Raw genomic sequence first — 24,604 nt, 5'->3', positions numbered from 1 at the left:
AATCACTAATCACACAAACAAAGTCATTAGCCACCCTATTCATGACATGCAACCATATATGTAGTGGAAATAATATTGAGAGCATTGTTATGAAAAAAATACCTTGCGTTATGATGCGTGGAGGAACCTCCAGGGGTGCATTTTTATTAGCACAAGATTTACCAGAAGAAGAAAAACAGCGGGATGAAATATTGATCGGGATTATGGGTTCTGGCAATGCGTTGGAAATAGATGGCATTGGCGGTGGCAATCCGTTAACCAGTAAAGTCGCGATTATTAGTCTTTCAAACGACCCCAACGCTGATATCGATTATTTATTTGCTCAGGTACTGGTACATGAGCAACGGGTCGATACCACACCCAACTGTGGCAATATGCTTTCCGCCGTTGGTGCGTTTGCTATTGAAAAGGGGTTGATTGCTGCTTCTACGCCGACCACCCGCGTACGCATTCGCAATGTGAACACCAACACGTTTATCGAAGCTGATATACAGACGCCGCATGGTGTTGTTGAGTATGAAGGAACGGCACGAATTGACGGCGTCCCGGGAACATCGGCCCCTATTGCGTTGACGTTTCTTAATGCCGCAGGTTCTAAAACCGGGCATATTTTTCCGACGGGCCAACACATCGATTATATCAACTCAGTTCCGGTGACCTGTATGGATATGGCGACACCTGTCGTAATTATTCCTGCCGAATACCTTGGGAAAACGGGCTATGAATCAGCGGAAGAACTGGATGCAGACAACGAATTATTGTCGCGCATTGAGTCTATTCGTTTACAGGCCGGTGAAGCTATGGGGCTGGGTGATGTCAGCAATAAGGTTCTCCCAAAACCGATTCTCATCTCTGCACCTCAACACGACGGCGAAATTAATGTTCGTTATTTTATGCCGCACTCTTGCCATAAAGCGCTGGCGATTACCGGGGCGATAGCTATCGCCAGCAGCTGTGTCATTAACGGTACTGTTTCGCGTCAGGTAACGGCGGGGGCGCATTACGGGAATATCACTATCGAACATCCTGGCGGCACTCTTGATATTCATTTAACCAATAAAGGGGATGAACCTGAAATTATCAGAGCTTCGGTTATTCGGACCGCCAGAAAAATATTCGCTGGTGATGTTTTCCTTCCCTGACAGCATTGGCCTCATTTCTCTGCGATCGCAGAAAAACGAAAATACTGTATTGCCTGTACAGATTATTCAGGATTAATAAATGAACGTTAAATCATTATGGAAGCTAATTTTAATATTAGCGATCCCCTGTATTATTGGTTTGATTCCTGCCCCAGCGGGATTAAGTGAACTAGCGTGGGTGCTGTTTGGTATTTATCTTGCGGCCATTGTCGGACTGGTGATCAAACCGTTTCCTGAACCGGTGGTGCTATTGATTGCCGTTGCCGCCTCTATGGTAGTTGTCGGAAATTTAGGCCATGGCGTACTGAAGACCAGCAGCGTACTGAGTGGTTATGCTTCCGGTACGACATGGCTGGTTTTCTCCGCATTTACGTTAAGTGCTGCTTTTGTGACGACGGGGCTGGGTAAGCGCATTGCTTATATTCTGATCGGTAAAATTGGTAACACCACGCTTGGTCTTGGCTATGTGACCGTATTCCTTGATCTGGTATTGGCTCCGGCAACACCGTCAAATACCGCGCGAGCGGGAGGAATTGTATTGCCCATTATCAATAGCGTGGCGGTGGCGCTGGGCTCTGAGCCAGATAAGAGCCCGCGCCGTGTCGGTCACTACCTGATGATGACGGTCTATATGGTTACCAAAACGACCAGCTATATGTTTTTTACTGCGATGGCAGGAAACATTCTGGCGTTGAAGATGATCAATGATATCTGTCATTTACAATTGAGCTGGGGGGGATGGGCACTTGCAGCAGCTTTGCCTGGACTGGTTATGCTGTTGGTAACGCCTTTAGTTATCTATTTTATGTATCCCCCTGAAATTAAAAAGGTTGATAACAAAACTATTGCTAAAGCCGGGCTTCAGGATTTAGGGCCAATGAAAGGGCGCGAAAAAATGCTGCTGGGTATCTTCGTCCTTGCGTTATTGGGATGGATTTTCAGTAAAAGCCTTAGCGTTGATGAATCAACGGTAGCGATTGTCGTAATGGGTATGATGCTTTTGTTAGGCGTGGTTACCTGGGATGATGTGGTTAAAAATAAGGGCGGCTGGAATACCTTAATCTGGTATGGCGGTATTATCGGGTTAAGTTCGTTATTATCGAAAGTGAAATTCTTTGACTGGTTAGCTGAACTGTTCAAAAACAATCTCGACTTTGGTAATCACGGCAATGTGGCGTTCTTCGTTATTTTGTTCCTGAGCATTATCGTTCGATATTTCTTTGCCTCAGGCAGTGCATATATTGTGGCAATGATGCCGGTATTTGCCATGCTGGCGAATGTCTCCGGCGCACCATTGATGTTAACCGCGCTGGCATTACTCTTCTCTAACTCCTATGGTGGAATGGTCACCCATTATGGCGGTGCCGCGGGTCCGGTTATTTTTGGCGTTGGCTATAACGATATTAAATCGTGGTGGCTGGTGGGGGGCATGCTGACCTTACTGACCTTTATTGTCCATATCACCCTGGGCGTGTGGTGGTGGATCATGTTGATTAACTGGAACATGCTGTAAACCATAAGCCAGATTCAAATTATTAATTGACTGCGCACTAATATAAGTACGGGATTACGGAGTATCAAATGATTACGTTGTATGAAAAAGGAGTTTATCTCTCCGATAATAATGAAGTTGTAGCTGAGGATTCTTTGCCAGGGCATATCTGCAAAGAGGATGCGAAAAAAGGAACTATAGCGTGGTCGATTCTCTCCGCGCATAATACGTCCGGTGATATGAATAAGCTTAAAATTAAGTTTGATTCATTAGCCTCACACGATATTACCTTTGTCGGTATTATTCAGACTGCAAAAGCCTCTGGCATGGAACGTTTTCCGCTGCCGTATGTTCTGACTAACTGCCATAACTCATTATGTGCAGTAGGGGGAACTATTAATGGTGACGATCATATGTTTGGTCTGTCTGCGGCACAGCGTTACGGCGGAATCTTTGTGCCGCCACATATTGCTGTTATCCATCAATACATGCGTGAAATGATGGCGGGCGGCGGCAAAATGATCCTTGGCTCAGACAGCCATACACGTTACGGCGCATTGGGTACGATGGCGGTAGGAGAGGGGGGCGGTGAGCTGGTCAAGCAGCTGCTAAACGACACCTGGGACATTGATTATCCTGACGTCGTTGCCGTTTATCTGACCGGGAAACCCGCAGCAGGTGTTGGTCCACAGGATGTGGCGTTAGCGATCATTGGTGCGGTATTTAAAAATGGCTACGTCAAAAATAAGGTCATGGAGTTTGTCGGCCCTGGCATTCGCCATCTCTCAACGGATTTTCGCAACAGCGTTGATGTGATGACCACCGAAACCACCTGTTTGAGCTCCGTCTGGCAAACGGATGATGAAACTCGTAGTTGGTTGGCATTACATGGACGTGAGCAAGACTATCGCCAGCTAAGTCCGCAGCCGATGGCCTGGTACGACGGTTGTATTTATGTTGATTTGAGTGCGATTAAACCGATGATTGCGCTGCCATTCCATCCAAGTAATGTCTATGAGATTGATACTCTCAATGAGAGTCTGACGGATATTCTCCGGGAGATTGAAGTTGAATCTGCACGTATCGCGCAGGGTAAAGCCAGCCTCTCGTTGTTGGATAAAGTAGAAAATGGCCGCTTAAAAGTACAGCAGGGGATCATTGCTGGATGCTCGGGCGGCAACTATGAAAACGTGATTGCTGCGGCGCAGGCATTACGTGGTCAATCCTGCGGTAATGATGCTTTCTCGCTTGCTGTATACCCCTCGTCACAACCGGTGTTTATGGATTTAGCACAGAAAGGTGTCGTTACAGATTTACTGGGCGCGGGGGCTGTCATCAGAACCGCATTCTGCGGTCCATGCTTTGGCGCGGGCGATACGCCAATCAACAATGGTCTTAGCATCCGCCATACCACGCGCAACTTCCCTAACCGTGAAGGCTCGAAACCGGGCAATGGTCAAATGTCAGCCGTTGCGCTGATGGATGCGCGATCAATTGCGGCTACGGCAGCCAACGGAGGATTCCTCACTGCTGCGACGGATCTGGACTGCTGGGATACGGTGCCAGACTATGCGTTTAATCCTGCACCTTATAAGAGTCGCGTATACCAGGGATTCGTGAAAGGGGCTACGCAGCAGCCGCTCATTTACGGCCCGAACATTAAAGACTGGCCGGAACTGGGCGCATTAACGGAAAATATTCTGCTGAAAGTGGCCTCTAAGATCCTTGATGATGTGACAACAACGGATGAGCTTATCCCGTCCGGTGAAACCTCGTCGTATCGCTCTAATCCACTAGGACTGGCGGAATTTACGCTGTCTCGACGAGATCCCGGGTATGTGGGAAGAAGTAAAGCGACGTCGGAGCTGGAAAAAAGGCGCGTGGAGGAGGGCGATGTCAGCGAACTGGCGTCAGTTTTCGAACGCATCCAACAGATTGCCGGTCAGGAAAATGTGCAACCGTTGGATACTGAGATTGGTAGCATGATTTACGCCGTCAAACCTGGCGATGGCTCGGCGCGCGAGCAGGCGGCGAGCTGTCAGCGAGTGATTGGTGGCCTGGCAAATATTGCCCAGGAATATGCCACCAAGCGTTACCGTTCCAACGTTATCAACTGGGGTATGCTACCGCTCCAGATGGCAGAGCAACCTTCATTTGAAGTGGGTGACTATATCTATATTCCCGGTATTCGCCGCGCGTTAGATGAGTGCAGTATAGAAATCGAAGCGTATGTGCTTCACGATGATGGTGCGGTGAGTGAAATCAGTGTGTATATGGAAAGCCTGACCGCAGAAGAGCGTGAAATTATTAAGGCAGGGAGTTTGATTAATTTTAATAAGTCGCGTTTGGTGTAACGCTAATTGTATGCCGGAGAGGGCGATTTTCGTCGCCATCCGGCACATTGCCCGGCAGAGCATGAATCTGCCGGGTTTACATCAGAAAATGACGTTTACTGCTTAGGTTCAGCAACCACTTTGCTACCGATACCGCGGTTGTTGTATTCCCACATACGGTTGAAGTTGGTGTCGTTCAGGTTACGCTGGATTTCACCTTTGTCATCTTCCGCACCGGTATTACCGGCAAACGGGCGTTTTGCGATAACGCTGTCAGCCCATGGTTTTGCCATGTTAAAGCCTTCGTTAATCACGCTGTCACGAATCACGACCTGACCGTTAGTGTTGGAATCGACATCCAGCGAGCGGCCTAACTGCGCCACGCCATCGCCACTTGCCGTGAAGCGACTATTAATCGCCAGGAAACCGTAGTAGATGTTTGACAGGGTAGCCGGTGCGAACACATAGGCTTCCTGCTGGGTACGGGAGTTCACTACGCGGAAATCGGTGTTATCGAACACTACGGCACCGCGGCCGGAAACGATATCCACATCGCCTTCAATGTAGCTGTTGGTAACCAGCGTACGCGGCTGACGATCGTTTTCCAGACGGTTTTGTACGCCGCTATTGGTCACGAAGAAGGTATTCTGGCGGCCCAGGATATTGACCTTGTTGATCTGCACTTGATCGCCATCGGTACGCAGTGCAACGGCCGGGTGGTTACCCGCATCAACGCTGTCACCCAGGTTGTTTTCGATGGTCAGGTTCTGCAATTGCAACCCGTTGTTTTGCGACCAGACGACAGCAGAACACATCACGCCAATATTCGTGCCGCGTTTGTTCTGGCAATTATCAAACATATACCACGCAGGTTTACCCGGCATGTATTTACCGGCTGGGTTCACCGTACGACGCCAGTCCGCGGTGCTCATGTCACCGTCAATGGCCTGGCCAATTTTCACATCAAGCGGTTTTTCGCCCATGCCGTACAGCGTCAGGCTACCTGTTGCTGCCGGGATATATACCGTGCCCTGGTATTCGCCTGGCATAATCGCGATGTACTGACGTTTGTTAGTACGTTTGATGATTGCTGCATCAACAGCGGCTTGAATGCTGGTATGGGTGACGCCCTGAGTCCCTGCCGGGCCAACGACGAAGTCAGGCTGTGCAGGCAGAGAAATAGAAGAAGGGCTCCACGGCGCGGTGTTTGGCGTCAGCGCGGAAAAATAGTGCGCAGCAACGAAGTTTTTCGCTTCATTGGCCGACAGGATCGGGCGCGAAGAGGTGCCTGGCGCGGTCTGATCGGAAGGAATTTGATCGGGCGGCGTAGAGCTACAGGCGGTCAGCGTCACGCCAAAAGCCATAGCCAGCGCCAGACGGGAAACTGATGATATGTTCACAGGTTGCTCCGGGCTTTGAAAAGTTATCCATTGAAGCCTGCTTTTTTATACTAAGTTGAGCGAAACGGGAAGGTTAAAAGGTAAAAAGTTGTTTTTATCACCACAAAGCCCGGCGCGGAGAGTCCTTATATCACAAATACATAACAATTACGGTCCTTCAGGTTGACAACATCCCTATAATCAAAAATAAATGTCTATACAACCTATGACAAGTGGTGAGTCGAATGCAGCAATTCTTCCCTGATGATGTTATCTGGCGCAATGTTCGTCTGGCGACTATGGACCCTGAACGTGGTACCCAATATGGGCTGTTGGATGGTCACGCGCTGATCGTCCGCCAGGGCAAGATTCGCGATATCGTCCCGGAATCATCGTTATATCTCACGCATGACAATACTTTTGATATGCAGGGCAGGCTGATTACGCCTGGCCTGATTGATTGCCATACGCATCTGGTCTTTGGCGGAAACCGCGCAGGTGAGTGGGAGCAGCGGCTAAATGGTGTCTCCTACCAGCAGATAAGCGCTCAGGGTGGGGGGATCAATGCCACCGTATCGGCGACCCGCAGCGCCACGGATGAACAACTCTTACACGTAGCCCATCAGCGGATGGAACAGCTGATCAAAGAAGGTGTTACGCTGCTGGAAATAAAATCCGGCTACGGCCTGGATTTGCCGACAGAAGAGAAAATATTGCGCGTGGTGGCAGCGTTGGCGGCAGAGAATATCGTTGAAATCAGCCCGACGCTGTTGGCTGCGCATGCAACTCCAGCGGAATACCGGGATGATCCTGACGGCTATATTACGCTGGTGTGTGAGACCATTATGCCGCAATTGTGGGAACAAGGGCTGTTTGAGACCGTCGATCTGTTCTGTGAAAGCGTTGGTTTTTCGTTGGCGCAGAGCGAGCGGGTGTTTCAGGCTGCACAGGCGCTGGGCATCCCGATTAAAGGCCATGTCGAACAACTGTCATTGCTTGGCGGCGCACAGTTGGTAAGCCGCTACCACGGGCTATCCGCCGATCATATTGAATACCTCGATGAAGCGGGCGTGGCGGCGATGAGCCAAAGCGGTACGGTCGGTGTGCTGCTGCCCGGCGCATTCTATTTCCTCAAAGAGCAGCAGCGCCCACCGGTAGCGTTGCTGCGTCAATATCAGGTACCGATGGCGGTAGCGACAGATTTTAACCCCGGTACCAGTCCGTTTATCAGCCTGCACTGGGCGATGAATATGGCCTGCGTTCAGTTTGGCCTAACGCCGGAAGAAGCATGGGCGGGCGTAACCCGTCATGCGGCCCGGGCGCTGGGGCGTCATGCCACCCACGGTCAATTGAAGGCCGGGTTTGTGGCCGATTTTGTGGTGTGGGATGCAACCCTCCCGGTCGAGATCCTGTATGAACCCGGGCGCAATCCGCTCTACCAACGCGTATTCAAAGGACAAATAGCATGACCAACTGGCAACCAGCCTCACCTGCGCTGTGGCAGGGACGTGATGACCGCGCCGAATCGCCGAATGCGCTGCGCCTGTTTCAGACTATCACCCTGAGCCCGACGTTTAGCCCAGAAATGTACCGCGAGCAGATAGCGTTACTCGGGTTTGCCTGCGACGAAGGCGTTAAACGTAATCAGGGGCGCACGGGCGCCGCCGGAGCACCCGATGAGCTGCGCAAGGCGCTGGCGAATTTAGCCAGCCACGATGGGCACAATCGGCTGGTGGATCTGGGAAATATTGTGGCGCAGCCTCCCGATCTTGAGGGCGCGCAGCAGGCGTTACGTAATGCGGTACAGCGCTGTCAGCAGGAGAACATGCGTACCTTTGTTTTGGGCGGGGGACACGAAACTGCCTTTGCCCACGGCGCTGGCGTACTGGATGCGTTCCCGCAGGCGAAAGTGGGGATAGTCAACTTCGATGCGCATCTCGATTTGCGCAAAGCTGAACAAGCCACATCCGGTACGCCATTTCGCCAGTTGGCGCAGCTTTGCGATGAACAGCAGCGTGAATTTCACTATGCCTGTATCGGCGTCAGTCGGGCGGCAAACACCCAGGCGCTTTGGGATGAGGCCCAGCGGCTCGGTGTTACCGTGGTGGAGGATCTGCATTGCGATACGGCGCAGGCGCAGTTAGCGCAGTTCATTGCCAATCTGGATGTCATCTATCTGACAATCGACCTCGACGTGCTGCCGGTGTGGGAAATGCCCGGCGTGTCGGCCCCCGCCGCGCTTGGCGTACCGTTGGCGACGCTGCTGAGACTGATTGAGCCTCTGTGTCGTAGCGGTAAACTCCTGGCGGTGGATATGGTTGAATTTAATCCACGCTTTGACGATGATGGCAGAGCAGCACGCGTGGCGGCGCGATTAGGCTGGCAAATCGCCCACTGGTGGCACTGATATACCTGATGGCGTTGCGCTTATCAGGTTCGGGTAATGCCTGTAAACTCTACCCACTCACATTTTCAGCTTAAGGAAGGCTCACGCATGCTCCCATCCCGTTCTGCTCCGGCTCCTTTTTACGAAAAGGTCAAACAGGAGATCAGCGAAAAAATTGCCAGCGGTATCTGGCAGCCTCACGATCGCATTCCTTCTGAGGCAGAGCTGGTGGCGCAATATGGTTTCAGCCGCATGACTATCAACCGGGCGCTACGTGAGTTAACGGATGAAGGTTTACTGGTGCGTTTGCAGGGCGTCGGGACGTTTGTCGCCGAGCCAAAAGGCCAGTCCGCGCTGTTTGAAATCCGCAGCATCGCGGATGAAATCAACGCCCGTCAGCATCAGCACCGGTGCGAAGTGCTGACGCTGGAAAAAACCCAGGCCAACGCGCAGCAGGCTTTGGTGTTAAACGTCAAAGAAGGCACATCCATTTTTCACTCTGTCATGGTGCACTACGAGAACGATCTGCCGGTACAGATTGAAGATCGCTGCGTGAATGCCGAAATTGTGCCGGAGTATCTGGCGCAGGATTACAGCCAGACCACGCCGCACGCATACCTGTCACTGATCGCCCCGCTGACGGAAGGTGAACATATTGTTGAAGCGGTACGTGCCAGCGCTGAAGAGTGCGCGCTGCTGAATATCAAAGAACACGATCCCTGCTTGCTGATCCGCCGCAAAACCTGGTCCGCGTCATCTATTGTCTCTCATGCCCGTTTGTTGTTCCCGGGTTCCCGCTATCGCCTGCAAGGACGGTTTATGTCCTGATGTCGGGATATCAAAACCGTGATTGCTGACGCAATATAATAAAAATGTATCTTAATTGTTAAAATCATCCTTGCGATGACTTGTATAGACAAGTATATATTTCTTATCTATCCGACGTTCGCGAGGAGTTTTCTGTCATGTCCCATAGCAAATATCGTCAGCAGGATATTCGTGCCCCACGCGGCACCACCTTAACGGCCAAAAGCTGGCTGACCGAAGCGCCGCTGCGCATGTTAATGAATAATCTGGATCCCGATGTGGCGGAGAATCCGCATGAGCTGGTGGTATACGGTGGGATTGGCCGCGCCGCGCGGGACTGGGAATGTTATGACGCCATCGTCAATGCGCTGACCAAACTGGAGACCGATGAAACTCTGCTGGTCCAGTCTGGTAAACCGGTAGGCGTATTCAAAACTCACGACAACGCACCGCGCGTGCTGATTGCCAACTCCAACCTGGTGCCACATTGGGCTACCTGGGAACACTTCAACGAACTGGACGCCAAAGGGCTGGCGATGTACGGCCAGATGACCGCCGGGAGCTGGATCTACATCGGCAGCCAGGGCATCGTGCAGGGGACTTATGAAACCTTCGTTGAGGCCGGGCGTCAGCATTATCAGGGTAACCTCAGCGGACGCTGGGTGCTGACCGCCGGGCTGGGCGGCATGGGCGGAGCACAACCGCTAGCCGCTACACTTGCGGGTGCGTGTTCGCTGAACATTGAATGCCAGCAAAGCCGAATTGATTTCCGTCTGCGTACCCGTTACGTCGACGAGCAGGCGACATCGCTTGACGATGCGCTGGCGCGTATCGACAAATACACCCGCGAGGGTAAAGCTGTCTCCATTGCGCTGTGTGCTAATGCCGCCGACGTTGTGCCGGAACTGGTGAAGCGCGGTGTGCGCCCGGATATGGTCACCGACCAGACCAGCGCCCACGATCCGCTGCATGGTTATCTGCCGTGCGGATGGAGTTGGGAAGAGTATCAGGCAAAAGCGGTGTCCGATCCGCAGGGCACGGTGCAGGCGGCGAAACGTTCAATGGCAACGCACGTTGAGGCGATGCTGGCGTTTAGCAAAATGGGCGTGCCGACGTTTGATTACGGCAACAACATTCGCCAGATGGCCAAAGAGATGGGCGTGGAAAACGCCTTTGATTTCCCCGGCTTCGTACCTGCTTATATTCGCCCCCTGTTCTGTCGCGGTATAGGCCCGTTCCGTTGGGTGGCACTGTCGGGCGATCCGCAGGATATTTATAAGACAGATGCCAAAGTGAAAGAGATCGTGGCTGATGATAAGCACCTTCATCACTGGTTGGATATGGCGCGTGAGCGGATCAACTTCCAGGGCTTACCAGCGCGTATCTGCTGGGTCGGCCTGGAGTGGCGACAAAAGCTGGGGCTGGCGTTTAATGAGATGGTGCGCAGCGGTGAAGTATCCGCGCCGATTGTTATTGGCCGTGACCATCTGGACTCCGGTTCTGTTGCCAGCCCAAACCGCGAAACAGAAGCTATGCGCGACGGTTCAGACGCCGTATCCGACTGGCCGCTGCTGAACGCGCTGCTTAACACCGCCAGCGGAGCGACCTGGGTGTCGCTGCATCACGGCGGCGGGGTTGGCATGGGCTTCTCTCAGCATGCCGGGATGGTGATTGTTTGCGATGGCACCGATGAAGCCGCGGCGCGCATAGCCCGAGTCTTACATAACGATCCGGCTACCGGGGTGATGCGCCACGCCGACGCCGGGTATGACATTGCGGTGGAGTGCGCCGTTGAAGAAGGGCTGAATTTGCCAATGATTGCTGCGACGCAGGAGAAACGCTGATATGAACACCATGACACTCACGCCGGGCCAACTGAGTTTTACCCAGCTACGTGAAATCTGGCAGCAGCCGGTCAAATTGAACCTGGATGCCGGGGCGATTGATGCAATCAACGCCAGCGTCGCCTGCGTCAATAATATTGTCGCTGAAGGCCGTACGGCGTATGGCATTAATACCGGCTTTGGCCTGTTGGCTCAGACCCGTATCGCCACGGAAGATTTGCAGAATTTACAGCGTTCGCTGGTGCTTTCGCATGCGGCAGGCGTTGGCGAGGCGCTGGACGACGCGATGGTTCGCCTGATTATGGTGCTGAAAATCAACAGCCTGGCGCGCGGTTTTTCCGGCATTCGTTTGAGCGTGATTGAAGCGCTGATTGCGCTGGTGAATGCCGAGGTGTATCCGCTGATCCCGGCGAAAGGATCGGTGGGCGCATCGGGTGACCTGGCGCCGCTGGCGCATATGTCTCTGACGTTGCTGGGTGAAGGTAAAGCGCGCTGGCAGGGGGAATGGCTTCCGGCGACCGACGCGCTGAAAAAGGCCGGGCTGGAGCCGATAACGCTGGAGGCGAAAGAAGGGCTGGCGTTGCTCAACGGAACTCAGGCTTCCACCGCCTTTGCACTGCGCGGGTTAATTGAAGCTCAGGAGCTGTTCGCGTCTGCGACGGTGTGCGGGGCGTTGACCACTGAAGCCGTGCTGGGCTCCCGTCGTCCGTTTGACGCCCGTATTCATGCCGCGCGAGGGCAGCGTGGACAGATTGATGCCGCAACGCTGTACCGTCATGTGTTGACCGACACCAGCGCGCTTTCCCAGTCGCATCATAACTGTGAAAAAGTGCAGGATCCGTATTCTCTGCGCTGTCAGCCACAGGTGATGGGGGCATGTCTGACACAAATGCGCCAGGTGATGGATGTCCTGCTGGTTGAAGCCAACGCGGTTTCCGACAACCCGCTGGTGTTTGCCGAAGAGGGCGATGTGATCTCCGGTGGGAATTTCCATGCTGAACAGGTGGCGATGGCGGCAGATAATCTGGCGCTGGCGATTGCGGAAATCGGCTCGTTGTCAGAGCGGCGCATTGCGCTGATGATGGATAAACATATGTCGCAGTTGCCGCCGTTCCTGGTGAAAAATGGCGGGGTTAACTCCGGCTTTATGATTGCTCAGGTAACTGCCGCCGCGCTGGCGAGCGAGAACAAAGCGCTGGCGCATCCGCACAGCGTGGACAGCTTGCCGACATCTGCTAACCAGGAAGATCATGTTTCTATGGCTCCGGCGGCGGGGCGCAGACTGTGGGAGATGGCAGCAAATACGCGCGGCGTGATTGCCGTGGAGTGGCTGGCGGCGTGTCAGGGGATTGACCTTCGTGAAGGGTTAACCTCCAGTCCGTTGCTGGAGCAGGCGCGACAGGCGCTGCGCGAGCAGGTTGCCCACTACACGCAGGATCGCTTTTTTGCCCCGGATATTGAGTGCGCGACCGAGTTGTTAGCGCAAGGAACGCTGCTGCAATTGCTGCCTGAATTTCTGTAGAAAATTGCCTGATGTCGACGCTGACGCGTCTTATCAGGCCTACGGTCTGCTTTGTAGGCCGGATGAGGCGAAACCGACATCCGGCACAACACAGCTTAGCTAAACATCGCCGTAATCGAGGCGCTGGCGAGCGAGTGGAAATGGACGTTAAATCCAACCATCGCGCCGCTGGCACCTTCATCGACATCAATACGCTCCACATCCAGGGCGTGAACCGTAAAGATATAGCGGTGGGTTTCCCCCTTCGGCGGCGCAGCGCCACCATAACCAGCTTTACCAAAATCTGTACGGGTCTGAATCACCCCATCCGGTTGTGCAACCAGCCCGGAGCCGAATCCTTGCGGGAGTACGCGGGTATCAGCCGGCAGATTTACCACCACCCAATGCCACCAGCCGGAGCCGGTTGGCGCATCAGGATCAAAGCAGGTCACGACAAAGCTTTTGGTTCCTGCGGGTACGTCATCCCACGCCAGGTGCGGGGAAATATTATCCCCGTCATACCCCATGCCGTTAAAGACGTGGCGATGCCCAAGCTTATCGCCATCGCGCAGATCGTTACTGATTAGTTTCATGCTGACTCCTCTCGTTAGCCAAAAAGTGTAGCCAGAAACCGTAGAGCTTACCGCTGATTAATCGCTAAAAAATGTTGCATTGCGCACAGCCTCGTTCACGGCCTGCGTCAGGCGACGCAACTGATCGGGCTGGATGATGTACGGCGGCATCAGGTAGATGAGCTTGCCAAACGGTCTTATCCACACGCCCTGTTCGACAAAGAACTTCTGTAACGCTGCCATATTCACCGGATGCGTGGTTTCGATGACGCCGATGGCGCCGAGCACGCGTACGTCCGCGACCCAACTGGAGTCCGCCGCCGGGGCGAGTTCTGCCCGCAACTGCGCTTCAATGGCCGCTACCTGCGCGCGCCACTCGCCGGTTTCGAGTAACGACAGGCTGGCGGAGGCGACGGCGCAGGCCAACGGATTGCCCATAAAGGTCGGGCCGTGCATGAAGCATCCGGCTTCACCATTGCTGATGGTTTCTGCAACCTGGCGGGTGGTGAGGGTTGCAGAAAGGGTCATCGTTCCGCCGGTTAACGCTTTGCCCAGGCATAAAATGTCCGGAGTGATGTCGGCATGCTCGCAGGCAAACAGCTTGCCTGTACGACCAAATCCAGTAGCGATTTCATCGGCAATCAGCAGGATCCCTTCACGGTCGCACATCTTACGGATGCGTTTTAACCATTCGGGATGATACATGCGCATACCGCCAGCGCCCTGTACGATTGGCTCTAGGATCACCGCAGCAATCTCGTGGCGATGCGCGGCCATCAGACGGGCAAAAGGCACCATATCCAGCTCGTCCCACTCGCCGTCCATGCGGCTTTGTGGGGCTGGGGCAAACAGGTTCTCCGGCAGGTACCCCTTCCACAGACTGTGCATTGAGTTGTCAGGATCGCAGACCGACATCGCGCCGAAGGTATCACCATGATAACCATTACGAAATGTCAGGAAACGCTGGCGGGATTCGCCTTTAGACTGCCAGTATTGCAGCGCCATTTTCATTGCAACTTCTACTGCGACCGACCCTGAATCCGCGAGAAAAACGCACTCCAGCGCCTCTGGGGTCATCGCCACCAACTGGCGGCACAGCGCAATGGCCGGGGCATGGGTAATGCCGCCAAACATCACATGCGACATGGCATCAATTTGCGTTTTCATCGCGGCGTTCAGCTGCGGGTGATTGTAACCGTGGATTGCCGCCCACCAGGATGACATGCCGTCAATCAGCTTCTCACCGCTGGCTAAGGTCAGTTCGCAACCTTCGGCACGCGCCACCGGATAAACCGGCAACGGGGAGGTCATGGAGGTGTATGGGTGCCAGATATGGCGTTGGTCAAACGCAAGATCGTCCGTTGTCATAATCGACTTGTAAACCAAATTAAAAAGATTTAGGTTTACGAGTCTACACCAAACTAACAACGAAACGTATACCAATATGGCTCATTCTTCTCGCTGGACAATGTCGCAAGTCACCGAATTATTTGAAAAACCGCTGTTGGATCTGCTGTTTGAAGCGCAGCAGGTTCATCGCCAGCATTTCGATCCGCAGCAGGTACAAGTTAGTACGCTGCTGTCGATTAAGACCGGTGCTTGCCCGGAAGATTGCAAATACTGCCCGCAAAGCTCCCGCTATAAAACCGGTCTGGAAACTGAACGGTTGATGGAGGTTGAACAGGTACTGGACTCGGCACGTAAGGCGAAGCAGGCTGGTTCAACGCGGTTTTGCATGGGCGCGGCGTGGAAGAACCCGCATGAGCGCGATATGCCGTACCTGGAACAAATGGTTCAGGGCGTGAAAGAACTAGGGCTGGAAGCCTGTATGACGCTGGGCACGCTGGACGAATCTCAGGCCCAGCGCCTGGCCAATGCGGGTCTGGACTACTACAACCACAACCTCGACACCTCGCCGGAATTTTACGGCAATATCATCACCACCCGCTCGTACCAGGAGCGCCTGGATACGCTGGATAAAGTGCGCGAGGCGGGCATTAAAGTTTGCTCCGGCGGGATTGTTGGGCTGGGTGAAACGGTGACCGACCGCGCGGGTCTGCTGCTACAATTAGCGAATCTGCCGACGCCGCCGGAAAGTGTGCCGATCAACATGCTGGTGAAAGTGAAGGGCACGCCGCTTGCCGATAACGACGACGTAGATGCTTTTGATTTTATTCGTACTATCGCCGTGGCGCGTATCATGATGCCGACCTCATACGTGCGTCTTTCTGCCGGGCGCGAGCAGATGAACGAACAAACCCAGGCGATGTGCTTTATGGCCGGGGCCAACTCGATTTTCTACGGCTGCAAACTGCTGACCACTCCGAACCCGAACGAAGATAAAGATTTGCTGTTATTTCGCAAGCTGGGTCTTAACCCGCAGCAAACGGCGGTACTGGCGGGCGATAACGAACAGCAACAACGTCTGGAGCAGGCGCTGCGTACCCCGGATACCGACGATTACTACAACGCGGCAACCGTATGACCTGGCAGCAAAAAATTGACGATGCGCTAACAGCGCGTCGTCGTGCTGATGCCCTGCGTCAGCGCTATGCAGTGACGCAGGGAGCCGGGCGCTGGCTGCAGGCCGACGGTCGCCAGTATCTGAATTTCTCCAGCAACGACTACCTCGGCTTAAGCCACCATCCGCAGATTATCTGCGCGTGGCAGCAGGGCGCTGAGCGTTTTGGCGTCGGCAGCGGCGGCTCGGGCCATGTCAGCGGTTATTCCGTTGCTCATCAGGCGCTGGAAGAAGAGCTGGCGCAGTGGCTCGGCTATTCCCGGGCGCTATTGTTCATCTCTGGTTTTGCCGCCAATCAGGCGGTCATTGCCGCACTGATGGGAAAAGATGACAAGATTGTTGCCGACAGGCTCAGCCATGCCTCGCTGCTGGAGGCTGCCAGTCTTAGCCCTGCCGTGTTACGTCGCTTTACCCATAACGACTCGCAACATCTGGATCGTCTGCTGACAGCCCCCTGTCCGGGGCAGCAGTTGGTGGTCACCGAAGGCGTGTTCAGCATGGATGGCGACAGCGCGCCGCTGGCAGAAATCCACGCGGTGGCGAAACAGCAGGGCGCGTGGCTGCTGGTGGATGATGCGCATGGGATTGGCGTAAGCGGTGAGGAAGGGCGTGGTTCGTGCTCCCGACAGCAGGTGAAACCTGAGCTGTTGGTGGTGACGTTTGGCAAAGGGTTCGGCGTCAGCGGTGCGGCGATCCTGTGTTCTGATAGCGTGGCCGATTATCTGCTGCAGTTTGCCCGTCATCTGATCTACAGCACCAGCATGCCGCCAGCCCAGGCTCAGGCCTTGCGCGCCGCGCTGGCGGTGATCCGCAGCCGCGAAGGCGATGAGCGCAGAGAAAAGCTGGCGATGCTTATCCAGCGTTTTCGCGCAGGGGTGAATACTACGGATTTGACGCTGGCGCATTCAGACAGCGCGATTCAACCGCTGATCGTTGGCGACAATCATAAAGCCTTGCAACTGGCACAGACGTTACGGCAACAGGGATGCTGGGTGACGGCGATTCGTCCACCGACGGTGCCGGTTGGGACGGCCAGGCTGCGGATTACGCTGACCCAGGCGCATGAAGTCCAGGATATCGACAACTTACTGGAGGTGCTGCATGGCGCAGGTCAATAAGCAGGCGATTGCCGCTGCGTTTGGTCGCGCGGCTATGCACTATGAGCAACATGCGGAGCTTCAGCGCCAGAGCGCCGATGCGTTACTGGCACAACTCGATGGCCGGGCGTTCTCACGGGTTTTGGACGCGGGCTGTGGGCCTGGGCGTATGAGTCGCTACTGGCGGGAGCAGGGGAGCGAGGTATGTGCGCTGGATTTGTCGGCGCAAATGCTTACGCAAGCGCAGCGTCACGATGTCGCCCATCACTATCTGCTGGCGGATATCGAAGCCATTCCGCAGGCCGCTGCCACTTTCGACCTGGCCTGGAGCAATCTGGCCGTGCAGTGGTGCAACGACCTGCGCGGCGCGTTACGTGAGCTATACCGGGTGGTGCGTCCTGGCGGGACGGTGGCGTTTAGTACGCTGGCGCAAGGGTCGATGCCGGAACTTCGTCAGGCGTGGCGAGCAGTTGATGACCAGGAGCATGCCAACCGTTTTTTGCCCGTGGAGCAACTGGAAAACGCTCTGTGCGGCTGGGATGTTGAATACCAGTCTCATGCCGTCACGCTGTGGTTTGACGATGCGCTGAGCGCCATGCGCTCGCTGAAGGGCATTGGCGCGACGCATTTGCATGATGGACGCGAGCAGCGTGTGTTGACCCGCTCGCAGTTGCGCCAGTTACAGCTCGCCTGGCCCTGTCAGCAGGGTAAATATCCGCTGACCTATCATCTTTTTTTGGGAGTAATTCAACGTGACTAACACATATTTTGTCACCGGGACGGACACCGAAGTAGGTAAAACTATCGCCAGCTGTGCGTTGCTTCAGGCGGCGGGACAACTGGGGTTGCGAACGGTCGGCTATAAGCCGGTGGCGTCAGGCAGTGAAATGACGGCTGAAGGTCTGCGAAACAGCGATGCGCTGGCTCTACAGCGCAACAGCGTTGTGGCAGTGGATTATGCGGCCATCAATCCGTATACCTTCGCCGAACCTACCTCACCGCATATCATCAGTGCTGACGAAGGGCGCCCCATTCAGGCCTCAGTGATGTCTGCGGGTTTACGTTTGCTTGAAGAACAGGCTGACTGGGTATTGGTGGAAGGCGCAGGCGGATGGTTTACGCCACTGTCGCCAACGCTGAGTTTTTCTGACTGGGTAAAAGCGGAACAACTGCCGGTGATTCTGGTGGTTGGCGTTAAGCTCGGTTGTATCAATCATGCCATTTTGACCGCCCAGGCAGTGCAGCAGGCCGGGCTGACGCTCGCCGGATGGATTGCCAATGATGTGATGCCACCTGGCAAGCGTCATGCTGAATATATGGCGACGCTAAAGCGTGCGCTTGCGGCTCCGCTACTGGGGGAAATTCCCTGGCTGGCAGAAGAGCCGGAACGAGCATCGACTGGTCGTTATATCGATCTTAGCGTTTTGTCTCTGGCGTCCACCAGTCGTTGATTAGCGGGTCGCTGAATTGTGTTATTTGCCCTTGAGCCACGTTGCGTCCACGATGTAACAAGCAATAGCAGTCGGCGACCCGACGAATGAACGGCAGGCTCTGCTCCGCGAGCATAATGGCGATGCCAAGCTCCTGGCTTAGCCTCACAATCAGATTCCCCAGTTTGTGGATATACGCCTGGCCACTTCCTCGCGTCGGCTCATCGAGGATCAGCAGGCGCGGGCGAGTGACCAGTGCACTGGCGAGTGCAAGCTGGTGCTGATTTTCCTCCGACAATGCCACCCCTTTGGCCTGACGCAGTACAAACAGCTGTGGAAACAGGCGGTAAATATCGCTGCTGTTCATCGCTTCGCTTTCCTCAACCGCCTGGCGCGCAATGTGCAGATTTTCCTCTACCGTCAGCTGCGAAAAAATTCGCCGTTCCTGCGATACACAGTTAATACCCAGCGCAATGCGCTTTGCCGCCGGAATCTGAAGCAGATCGCAAGGTGGTGCGCCAGCCTGATGCCAGAACATGGTTCCGCTCTCAATCGGTAAATTGCCAGTGATGCAATTGGCCAGCGTAGTTTTTCCCATCCCTGGAAGACCCAGCACGGCGGTACATTTACCGGGCAACAGGTCGAGATCGACATCCCAAAGCGAGTGTTGATTACCGTAATAGTGATTCACTGCACGAAGACTCAACATAGATTTCTCCCTCATGATGATATCCGCCTCGCGGGCTGATGGTCGGGAGAAAACTGCAAATCTCTTGCCAGAAGCGGAATTAGGGGAAAATACAGCAGAATAGCGTATTGAGCGGGTTGCGGTATCCGGCTTGTTGTGGATGAGAGCCGCAGTGTGCACATTGTCAGTGCCTGGTGGCGTTGTGATGGTGCAGGCAGGAAAATGATGAAAATGCGAGCAAGATCTCGGCTATCCCAGGTCGCTTCGTTAGCTGATAAATATCAAAAAATAGCGATAATTTTTTTTTATCCCACCAGAAAAGATCATCAGGACGTTTTTGCCAGGCTACAGTCCGTACGGGCTGGAGGCAGTTATCCACTATTCCTGTGGATAACCTTGTGTATTAGAGTTAGAAAACACAAGGTAAGCGAGAGAAGACGCGGCCTGCGACTAAATTGATGCGAAAGACGGCTTGAGATAATAATCATTAAATTACAGTGTGTTAGATAAATGCAATGGCTGTCGCAGAAGTGTCATGTGTTGCCACAAAACTTTCATCGGGTAGCTTGACAAATGTTAAAAAAGTCATTGGTTTGGGGATAACACATTTTTGCTGGTGTTTTATCTTGCCTGCGGACAAATTTTAGCCTGTAGTCACGGCCATTTTGCTGGCGTAACAGAAATATTCTGGCGCGTTACTGTTTTTTCATCCAGTATATTTTACTGGCAAAATATACTGCTGCGAGTAAAATTACACACCTGCCCGCCCATTGCTTCAGGTAGCTGCTCATGAGTAAACCGTTCAAACTAAATTCCGCTTTTAAACCCTCTGGCGATCAGCCTGAGGCGATACGTCGCCTGGAAGAAGGTCTGGAGGATGGTCTGGCGCATCAGACGTTGCTGGGGGTGACGGGGTCGGGGAAAACATTCACCATCGCGAACGTGATTGCGGACCTACAGCGCCCTACCATGGTGCTGGCCCCCAATAAGACGCTTGCCGCGCAGTTGTACGGTGAGATGAAAGAGTTCTTCCCGGATAACGCGGTGGAGTATTTCGTCTCCTACTACGACTATTATCAGCCGGAAGCCTACGTGCCAAGTTCTGACACCTTCATCGAGAAGGATGCTTCGGTTAACGAACACATTGAGCAGATGCGTCTGTCAGCAACCAAAGCGTTGCTTGAGCGACGGGATGTCGTCGTCGTAGCGTCGGTTTCCGCGATTTATGGTCTGGGTGACCCGGATCTGTACCTGAAAATGATGCTGCACCTGACGGTGGGGATGATTATCGACCAGCGCGCGATCCTGCGTCGTCTGGCGGAGCTGCAGTATACTCGCAACGATCAGGCATTCCAGCGCGGGACCTTCCGCGTGCGCGGTGAAGTGATCGACATATTCCCGGCGGAATCTGACGACATCGCGTTGCGCGTGGAACTGTTTGATGAAGAGGTCGAACGTTTGTCGCTGTTTGACCCACTTACCGGACAGGTCGAATCCACTATTTCGCGCTTTACCATCTATCCTAAAACGCACTACGTGACGCCGCGCGAACGTATTGTTCAGGCGATGGAAGAAATTAAGGTTGAGCTGGCCGAGCGGCGAAAAGTCCTGTTGGCAAATAACAAACTGCTGGAAGAACAGCGCTTAAGTCAGCGTACCCAGTTCGATCTGGAAATGATGAACGAGCTGGGTTACTGCTCGGGGATTGAAAACTATTCCCGCTATCTGTCCGGGCGTGGTCCGGGCGAGCCGCCGCCGACGCTATTTGATTACCTGCCTGCCGATGGCCTGCTAGTGGTGGATGAATCTCACGTGACTATCCCGCAAATTGGCGGCATGTATCGCGGTGACCGGGCGCGTAAAGAAACCCTGGTCGAATACGGATTCCGTCTGCCGTCGGCGCTGGATAACCGTCCGCTTAAATTTGAAGAGTTTGAAGCGCTGGCCCCGCAAACCATCTATGTTTCGGCGACGCCGGGCAACTATGAGCTGGAGAAATCCGGTGATGATGTGGTCGATCAGGTCGTAAGACCGACCGGCCTGCTGGATCCGGTCATTGAGGTGCGCCCGGTGGCGACTCAGGTTGACGATCTGCTATCTGAGATCCGCACCCGTGCGGCGATTAACGAACGTGTGCTGGTCACCACGCTGACCAAACGGATGGCGGAAGACCTCACAGAATACCTAGAAGAACACGGCGAGCGGGTGCGTTATCTGCACTCTGACATCGATACCGTGGAACGTATGGAAATCATTCGTGACCTGCGTCTGGGCGAGTTTGACGTGCTGGTGGGTATCAACCTGTTACGTGAAGGTCTGGACATGCCTGAGGTCTCCCTGGTGGCGATTCTGGACGCAGACAAAGAAGGGTTCCTGCGTTCTGAACGGTCACTTATTCAGACCATCGGTCGTGCGGCGCGTAACATCAACGGTAAGGCGATTCTTTACGGTGATAAAATTACCGCCTCTATGGCTAAAGCGATTGGTGAAACCGAACGTCGTCGTGAGAAACAGCAGCTCTATAACGAAGAACACGGTATTACGCCGCAGGGGCTGAACAAGAAAGTGGTCGATATTCTGGCGCTGGGTCAGAATATTGCGAAGACCAAAGCGAAAGGCAAAGGGAAGTCACGCGCAGGCGCGAAGTCTGAGGTTGTCGAACTGGATATGACGCCAAAAGCGCTGCAGCAGAAGATTCACGAGCTGGAAGGGCAGATGTTGCAACACGCGCAGAATCTCGAATTTGAAGAGGCCGCGACAATCCGTGACCAGTTGCATCAGTTGCGCGAGTTGTTTATTGCGGCATCGTAAGACGGTGTCGGATGCGGGGTAAACCCTTATCCGACCTACTGGGTAGATAGCGTACGTAGGCCGGATGCCGGAGCAAATCGTTTTGTAGGCCTGATAAGCGCAGCGCATCAGGCATTGTTTGATGCCGGAGCAAATCGTTTTGTAGGCCTGATAAGCGCAGCGCATCAGGCATTGTTTGATGCCGGAGCAATTCGTTTTGTAGGCCTGATAAGCGTAGCGCATCAGGCAAATCCGTTCAGCCCAGCGCCTGCACCGCTTTCTCCAGCGCACTATGCAATAGCTGGCGGTCATGACGGTAGGGAATATCGCTGGCTTCCAGCACTTCCTGGATCACAACGCGGTCGGTAACGGCGGAAGCATCCACTTTCGGCCCCACAACCACCGCATCAATCACTTTCTTCCCGACGTACTGTTCAATAATGGCCAGCTTATCGCTAAGCGTCAGGCTCGCTGCTGGCAGGCTTAATTCGCGCCCAAGATTGCCTATATAGACCATCGGAGCCGGTGTGCGACGTAATGCCTGTGACATTTCATCGAGTAACAGAATCGGCATCAGGCTGGTGTAAAAACTGCCGGGGCCTATCAAAATTAAATCCGCTTCAGCGATAGCCTCAACGGCCTCCCGTGTAGTCGGGACTTTTGGCGAAAGCATCAGTTCCTGAGGTGGGACGGTGAGCTGATCGATATTCACTTCGCCATAAACTTCGTGTCCCTGGTCATCAATGGCCATCAGATCCACCGGCAGCTCCGACATCGGAATTAAATGTGCGTCAACTTTCAGCAGGCTACGAATTAAATTGATAGCTTCCAGAGGCCGCACGCTGAGGTGATCGAGCGCCTTTAACATTAGATTTCCGAGATTATGCCCGGAAAGTTCGCCATTACCGCCAAAACGATACTCAAACATAGCGGATGCAACGCTGGGTTGGGTAATTAACTGGTTCAGACAGTTACGCATGTCTCCCCAGGCAATCCCTCCTTCAGAGCGACGAATACGACCTGTCGACCCGCCGTTATCGGTGGTGGTGACGATACCCGTCAGGCGGGAACCTAATGGGGAAAGAGAGGAGAGAACGCGTCCTAATCCATGCCCTCCGCCGAGAGCGACAACGCGGTCCAGATCTGCCAGCGTGCGAGTGCGCATATATTTTCCTGATATCAATTGATCGGCGCTACAGTAACGTAAATAGCGTGTTTTCAGCAATTATCCAGTCGGCATCTGCCGTAATTTTTTTCTGCGATCTACTCCTTTCTGACGACACTCACCTGATGGCAAGATGATGTATATCAATGCAAAACTGTGATTTTTGCTTATTCTGTAGCGAAATTGCACGATCATGTCGCTATATACATATTTATACAGCGAAAGTGTACATGGCAAAAGCGCCATTTACACGCTAGTATCGGCATAACCACAAAGTACTCTTAATAATTTGAGTTGTCGGAAGCCAACGCATCTGCAACTCGAAGTATGATGAGTATAAACACTCTAGCCTCTGCACCTGGGTCAAATGATACGGTGCTTTGGCCGTGACAAGACTTGAAAAAGTTTGTCACCAGGGCGCAGGAAGAAATGACTACGTCTCCCGTATTTGGAAAGGTGTACATGGGCTCTCAACTTACCGATGCTTTCGCACGTAAGTTTTACTACTTACGTTTGTCGATTACCGATGTGTGTAACTTTCGTTGCACCTACTGCCTGCCGGATGGCTATAAGCCCGGCGGTGTCACCAATAACGGCTTTTTAACCGTTGATGAAATTCGCCGTGTCACGCGTGCGTTCGCCAGTCTGGGAACGGAAAAAGTGCGTCTGACGGGGGGCGAACCTTCACTGCGTCGCGACTTCACTGACATTATCGCCGCCGTGCGCGAAAACGACGCCATCCGCCAGATTGCGGTAACCACCAATGGTTATCGTCTGGCGCGCGATGCTGCCGCCTGGCGCGATGCCGGACTGACCGCGCTCAACGTCAGCGTCGACAGCCTCGACGCCCGTCAGTTTCACGCCATTACCGGACAGGACAAGTTTCAGCAGGTGATGGCAGGCATTGATGCTGCCTTTGATGCCGGTTTTGAAAAAGTGAAAGTCAACACCGTGCTGATGCGCGACGTAAACCATCATCAACTGGACACCTTCCTGGCGTGGATCCAACCTCGACCAATCCAACTGCGTTTTATTGAACTGATGGAAACGGGCGAGGGCAGCTCTCTCTTCCGTAAACACCATATTTCCGGACAGGTACTGCGCGATGAGCTGCTGCGTCGCGGCTGGATCCACCAGATCCGACAGCGTAGCGACGGCCCGGCTCAGGTTTTCTGTCATCCTGATTATGTTGGCGAAATTGGTCTGATCATGCCTTATGAGAAAGACTTCTGCTCCACCTGTAATCGTCTGCGCGTTTCCTCTGTCGGCAAGCTTCATCTGTGTTTATTTGGTGAAGGCGGCGTAAGCCTGCGTGATTTGCTGGAAGACGATGCTCAGCAACCGGCGCTGGAAGAACGTATTTCAGCCGCGCTGCTGGAGAAAAAGCAGACCCATTTCCTGCATCAGAACAATACCGGTATTACGCAAAACTTATCTTATATTGGCGGCTGATCGCT

General features: G+C 53.7%; 19 protein-coding genes and 1 riboswitch. Of the genes, 14 read left to right on the top strand and 5 right to left on the bottom strand.

All coding sequences use genetic code 11. The features are described 5' to 3' along the window. The first annotated feature begins 89 nt into the window (after positions 1-89). The 3 genes from SK38_RS10165 to SK38_RS10155 all read left to right on the top strand — a co-directional run bounded on the left by SK38_RS10165 (position 90) and on the right by SK38_RS10155 (position 4,988). The gene (locus SK38_RS10165; RefSeq protein ID WP_048235817.1) at positions 90-1,142 is read left to right on the top strand and encodes a 4-oxalomesaconate tautomerase; all 1,053 of its coding nucleotides are present in this window, start codon (positions 90-92) and stop codon (positions 1,140-1,142) included. Positions 1,143-1,221: 79 nt separating this feature from the next. Beyond that, positions 1,222-2,655, top strand: a complete 1,434-nt coding sequence (locus tag SK38_RS10160) for an anion permease (protein ID WP_048235815.1) — start codon at positions 1,222-1,224, stop codon at positions 2,653-2,655. Positions 2,656-2,723: 68 nt separating this feature from the next. After that, on the top strand, positions 2,724-4,988 hold the full coding sequence (locus SK38_RS10155; RefSeq protein WP_048235814.1) for a hydratase: 2,265 nt from the start codon (positions 2,724-2,726) through the stop codon (positions 4,986-4,988). Positions 4,989-5,083: 95 nt separating this feature from the next. On the opposite strand, the gene SK38_RS10150 is transcribed toward SK38_RS10155, so the two are convergent. After that, positions 5,084-6,367: a putative acyl-CoA thioester hydrolase gene (locus tag SK38_RS10150; RefSeq protein ID WP_048235812.1), complete on the bottom strand. Its 1,284-nt coding sequence runs from the start codon at positions 6,365-6,367 to the stop codon at positions 5,084-5,086. A 224-nt stretch (positions 6,368-6,591) separates the two neighbouring features. Between SK38_RS10150 and hutI the strand changes: the two genes are divergently transcribed. The 5 genes from hutI (at position 6,592) to hutH (ending at position 12,905) form a co-directional block, all read left to right on the top strand. Next, complete coding sequence (gene hutI / locus SK38_RS10145; RefSeq protein ID WP_048235811.1) at positions 6,592-7,815, top strand: imidazolonepropionase; 1,224 nt, start codon at positions 6,592-6,594, stop codon at positions 7,813-7,815. Next, entirely contained in the window at positions 7,812-8,753 is a 942-nt protein-coding gene (gene hutG, locus SK38_RS10140) for a formimidoylglutamase (RefSeq protein ID WP_048235810.1), read from the top strand. Before hutI ends, hutG begins: the two co-directional genes overlap by 4 nt. Positions 8,754-8,840: 87 nt before the next feature. Then, complete coding sequence (locus tag SK38_RS10135; protein WP_003831502.1) at positions 8,841-9,560, top strand: histidine utilization repressor; 720 nt, start codon at positions 8,841-8,843, stop codon at positions 9,558-9,560. Positions 9,561-9,697: 137 nt separating this feature from the next. Continuing rightward, positions 9,698-11,383, top strand: coding sequence for a urocanate hydratase (gene hutU / locus SK38_RS10130; protein ID WP_048214639.1), 1,686 nt, complete (start codon positions 9,698-9,700; stop codon positions 11,381-11,383). A 1-nt stretch (position 11,384) separates the two neighbouring features. Further along, positions 11,385-12,905, top strand: coding sequence for a histidine ammonia-lyase (gene hutH, locus SK38_RS10125; protein WP_048235808.1), 1,521 nt, complete (start codon positions 11,385-11,387; stop codon positions 12,903-12,905). A gap of 95 nt (positions 12,906-13,000) precedes the next feature. Here hutH and SK38_RS10120 read toward each other — a convergent pair whose 3' ends face one another. Both SK38_RS10120 and bioA read right to left on the bottom strand, forming a co-directional pair. Beyond that, complete coding sequence (locus SK38_RS10120) at positions 13,001-13,477, bottom strand: kinase inhibitor (RefSeq protein ID WP_048214637.1); 477 nt, start codon at positions 13,475-13,477, stop codon at positions 13,001-13,003. 57 nt (positions 13,478-13,534) lie between these two features. Continuing rightward, entirely contained in the window at positions 13,535-14,824 is a 1,290-nt protein-coding gene (bioA, locus tag SK38_RS10115; RefSeq protein ID WP_048214636.1) for an adenosylmethionine--8-amino-7-oxononanoate transaminase, read from the bottom strand. 76 nt (positions 14,825-14,900) lie between these two features. Between bioA and bioB the strand changes: the two genes are divergently transcribed. The 4 genes from bioB to bioD are packed head-to-tail and all read left to right on the top strand — an operon-like array spanning position 14,901 to position 18,525. Continuing rightward, positions 14,901-15,941, top strand: coding sequence for a biotin synthase BioB (gene bioB, locus SK38_RS10110; RefSeq protein WP_008784180.1), 1,041 nt, complete (start codon positions 14,901-14,903; stop codon positions 15,939-15,941). Next, on the top strand, positions 15,938-17,095 hold the full coding sequence (gene bioF, locus SK38_RS10105; protein ID WP_048235807.1) for an 8-amino-7-oxononanoate synthase: 1,158 nt from the start codon (positions 15,938-15,940) through the stop codon (positions 17,093-17,095). Before bioB ends, bioF begins: the two co-directional genes overlap by 4 nt. Continuing rightward, a complete protein-coding gene (bioC, locus tag SK38_RS10100) occupies positions 17,079-17,834 on the top strand; it encodes a malonyl-ACP O-methyltransferase BioC (RefSeq protein ID WP_048235805.1) in 756 nt (251 codons plus the stop codon). Before bioF ends, bioC begins: the two co-directional genes overlap by 17 nt. Beyond that, complete coding sequence (gene bioD / locus SK38_RS10095; protein WP_048214633.1) at positions 17,827-18,525, top strand: dethiobiotin synthase; 699 nt, start codon at positions 17,827-17,829, stop codon at positions 18,523-18,525. Before bioC ends, bioD begins: the two co-directional genes overlap by 8 nt. On the opposite strand, the gene SK38_RS10090 is transcribed toward bioD, so the two are convergent. After that, entirely contained in the window at positions 18,491-19,213 is a 723-nt protein-coding gene (locus SK38_RS10090) for an ABC transporter ATP-binding protein (protein WP_048235803.1), read from the bottom strand. The genes bioD and SK38_RS10090 overlap by 35 nt on opposite strands. Positions 19,214-19,981: 768 nt before the next feature. Here SK38_RS10090 and uvrB point away from each other — a divergent pair. After that, on the top strand, positions 19,982-22,003 hold the full coding sequence (gene uvrB / locus SK38_RS10085) for an excinuclease ABC subunit UvrB (RefSeq protein WP_048235802.1): 2,022 nt from the start codon (positions 19,982-19,984) through the stop codon (positions 22,001-22,003). A gap of 235 nt (positions 22,004-22,238) precedes the next feature. On the opposite strand, the gene yvcK is transcribed toward uvrB, so the two are convergent. Beyond that, complete coding sequence (gene yvcK / locus SK38_RS10080) at positions 22,239-23,147, bottom strand: uridine diphosphate-N-acetylglucosamine-binding protein YvcK (RefSeq protein WP_003831525.1); 909 nt, start codon at positions 23,145-23,147, stop codon at positions 22,239-22,241. Positions 23,148-23,476: 329 nt separating this feature from the next. Next, positions 23,477-23,622, top strand: a riboswitch (molybdenum cofactor riboswitch). Between yvcK and moaA the strand changes: the two genes are divergently transcribed. Next, positions 23,610-24,599 (top strand): GTP 3',8-cyclase MoaA, encoded by a 990-nt coding sequence (gene moaA, locus SK38_RS10075; RefSeq protein ID WP_048235800.1) that lies wholly within the window; start codon positions 23,610-23,612, stop codon positions 24,597-24,599. It overlaps the preceding riboswitch by 13 nt. Positions 24,600-24,604 lie beyond the last annotated feature (5 nt).

The sequence above is a fragment of the Citrobacter sp. MGH110 genome (genome assembly GCF_001037515.1).
GTDB lineage: Bacteria > Pseudomonadota > Gammaproteobacteria > Enterobacterales > Enterobacteriaceae > Citrobacter > Citrobacter portucalensis.
Note: the sequence above shows the minus strand (reverse complement) of the source record. Positions and strands in the feature narration are given on the sequence as shown.